This is a genomic window from Streptomyces sp. NPDC002144 (assembly GCF_053593695.1).
In genome coordinates this window covers 1-2264 of record NZ_JBSFDB010000154.1, presented here as the reverse complement: position 1 = coordinate 2264, position 2264 = coordinate 1, and the positions used below count along the sequence as shown (strand labels likewise).

Here is a 2264-nt window from a genome sequence, read left to right as displayed (position 1 = left end):
TGTCTTGTCTCGGTTGATGCTTGACGTTGTGGCTTCACCTGATGCTTGACACCGCTTGCCTCGGCTTGGCTGTGCGCGTCTGATCGGCGCGTGCAGGGAGGGCCGTGGCCGTGCTGGTGGAGTTGAGCGTGGTCGAGCAGCGGTATCACGCGGTCATGGAGGTCGCCGCGGGGGTTCCGGTCACTCAGGTCGCCGCCCGGTATGGGGTGTCACGTCAGTCGGTGCATTCCTGGGTGCGCAAGTACGAGCAGTCGGGTCTGGCGGGGTTGGCGGATCGGTCGCATCGGCCGGCCTCGTGTCCGCACCGGATCGCCGGGGAGGTGGAGGCGGTGGTGTGTGAGCTTCGGCGTCGGCATCCCGGCTGGGGTCCGCGTCGATTGGTGCACGAACTGGAGCGTCGGGGCTTGTCCCCGGTGCCTTCGCGGGCGACGGTCTATCGGGTGCTGGTGCGCAACGGGCTCATCGAGCCGGGGGTGCGCAGGCGACGCCGGTCGGATTACCGCAGGTGGGAGCGGTCGGCGGCGATGGAGCTGTGGCAGATGGACATCGTCGGCGGCGTGCTGATGGCCGGTGGCGGCGAGTGCAAGATGGTCACTGGCATCGACGACCACTCGCGGTTCGTGGTGATCGCGAAGGTGGTGCAGCGAGCCACGGCCCGAGCGGTGTGTCTGGCCTTCGGGGAAGCGCTGATGCGGTTCGGAGTGCCCGAAGAGGTGCTGACGGACAACGGCAAGCAATTCACCGCCCGGTTCGGATCCGGCAAACCGGGAGAGACGATGTTCGACCGGATCTGCCGGGAGAACGGCATCGCCCACCGGCTCACCCGGCCGCAGTCTCCGACCACCACGGGGAAGATCGAGCGGTTCCATCAGACGTTGCGACGTGAACTCCTTGATGACTGCGACCCGTTCGCCGATGTCGTGGCCGCGCAGGCGGCGGTGGACGGCTGGTTGGAGGACTACAACCGGATGCGGCCGCATCAAGCCCTGGACATGGCGGTCCCGGCCAGCAGGTTCGTGCCCAGGCCGCGGTCCGAGCAGGATGCGCTGCCGGTGGTCCTGCCCGCCCGCCTCGATCTGCTCACGCCGCCGACACCAGCGCCGCCTGAGCAGCCTCCGCCCGAGTCGGTGGCCATGGTCTGGCCGATGGCGGAGGGGGAGGTTGGTGCGATCGAGCTGGAACGGGTGGTTCCCGCGTCGGGGAACCTGAGCCTGCGCGGGCAGCAGATCTGGTTCGGCCCGGCCCTGGCCGGCATCACGGTGACCTTGCGGGTCGACGTGAACCGGCTGCACGTGCTCATCGGCGGCGGCCGGCACAAAACCCTGCCCTCGAAGCTGTCCGGCCGTGACCTCAAAGCCCTGCTGGCGGGCGGCGGCGCTCGTCCCGCCGCGTCATGGGCGGACGACCCCGGCCCAGCAAAGGACACAAGTGGGGCGGTGGAGGTGGACCGCACCGTCAACGCGGTCGGCTACGTCGGCCTTGGCGGCGACAAGGTGCTGATCGGCTGGCCGTTCGCCGGGCAGCGGGTCACCCTGCGGCTGGACGGCAGAGTCCTCCAGGTCCTGAACGAGCAGCGTGTCCTGCAGGCCACCTTGCCCAGCCCGCTGCCGGCTTCCGCCTGCGGCCGTCTGCAAGGAGCCCGTCCGGCCGGGCCGTCACCATTGCTGCCTCCGCCCGGTGAGCAGATCGCCGAACGGACGGTCAGCAGTGTCGGCGGCTTCATGGTCGCCGGACAGCGCGTCCAGCTCGGCCGTGGCTATGCCCACCAGGTCGTCACCGTCCACCTGAGCGAAGACGTGGTCCGCATCTTCCAGGGCGAGGCCCTGATCACCACCGTTCCCCGCACCACGCGCAAAGACCTGGTGGTGCAGAAGTCCGGTGAGCACCATCGCCGCAAGGTCGTGTGATGACCAGACGGGCGGACTCCTCACGCTGGCGCGGGCCCCAGCCCACGGCCCCGTTCGGCTGCCCGCAGCAGAGCAAAGGCCACCTGTTCCGCATCATCGGGGGTCAGATGGATTTCCTGCGTCCACAGCAACGACAGCCGGACGGTGCCGTTGAGGAGGTTGGTAGCGACATCCACTTCCACACCATTGCCCGTCACGTCGGTGGCGGACAGGTCCTTGTCGCTGCTGAAGGCGCTCACATCTGCAAGCATGCCGAACCGTCGGTTGTGAAGGGAGGCAATTCGTCACTTGATCGTCTAGGTCAGACGTCAAGCATCACCCGACGCCAACCCGTCAACCATCAACTGAGACTCGACA

2 protein-coding genes are annotated in these 2264 nt (G+C 68.1%); one reads left to right on the top strand and one right to left on the bottom strand.

Annotated elements, in window-relative coordinates:
- The first annotated feature begins 122 nt into the window (after window positions 1-122).
- Window positions 123-1907: an IS481 family transposase gene (locus ACWCQ1_RS52010; protein ID WP_451030121.1), complete on the top strand. Its 1785-nt coding sequence runs from the start codon at window positions 123-125 to the stop codon at window positions 1905-1907.
- A 20-nt stretch (window positions 1908-1927) separates the two neighbouring features.
- On the opposite strand, the gene ACWCQ1_RS52005 is transcribed toward ACWCQ1_RS52010, so the two are convergent.
- Window positions 1928-2146: a hypothetical protein gene (locus tag ACWCQ1_RS52005; protein WP_367321799.1), complete on the bottom strand. Its 219-nt coding sequence runs from the start codon at window positions 2144-2146 to the stop codon at window positions 1928-1930.
- Between the last annotated feature and the right edge of the window lie 118 nt (window positions 2147-2264).